The organism is Gluconobacter sp. P1D12_c (assembly GCF_018812105.1).
Classification (GTDB): Bacteria; Pseudomonadota; Alphaproteobacteria; order Acetobacterales; family Acetobacteraceae; genus Gluconobacter; species Gluconobacter oxydans_A.
In genome coordinates this window covers 1-411 of record NZ_JACSIQ010000612.1, presented here as the reverse complement: position 1 = coordinate 411, position 411 = coordinate 1, and the positions used below count along the sequence as shown (strand labels likewise).

At 55.5% G+C, this 411-nt stretch carries 1 protein-coding gene; it reads left to right on the top strand.

All coding sequences use genetic code 11. The features are described 5' to 3' along the window. On the top strand, positions 1 to 411 hold a 411-nt coding region (locus tag KP705_RS18390; protein WP_215765345.1), incomplete at both ends, for a recombinase family protein.

Genomic DNA, 411 nt, shown 5'->3' with positions numbered 1-411 from the left:
GGACAAACAGGATCTCGCGGCCCAGCATCAGGAACTGCTCAAACTCGGTGTTTCTGCCGATCGTATTTACACCGACAAGGGCTTCACCGGCACGAACCGGGAAAGGGCCGGCCTTGACCAGGCACTGGCGGCTGTTCGTAGTGGCGATACTTTGGTCGTACCAAAGCTTGATCGACTGGCCCGCTCTGTCCCTGATGCACGGCTTATTGGCGACAGCCTGGCATCCCGTGGCGTGAAGCTTCAACTTGGGAACAGTATTCACGATCCGTCTGATCCAATGGGCAAGTTGTTCTTCAACATCCTTGCGACTTTCGCGGAGTTTGAAGCCGATCTGATCCGGATGCGTACTCGTGAAGGGATGGCCGTTGCACGCGACAAAGGTAAACTACGCGGAAAGAAACCCAAGCTTTC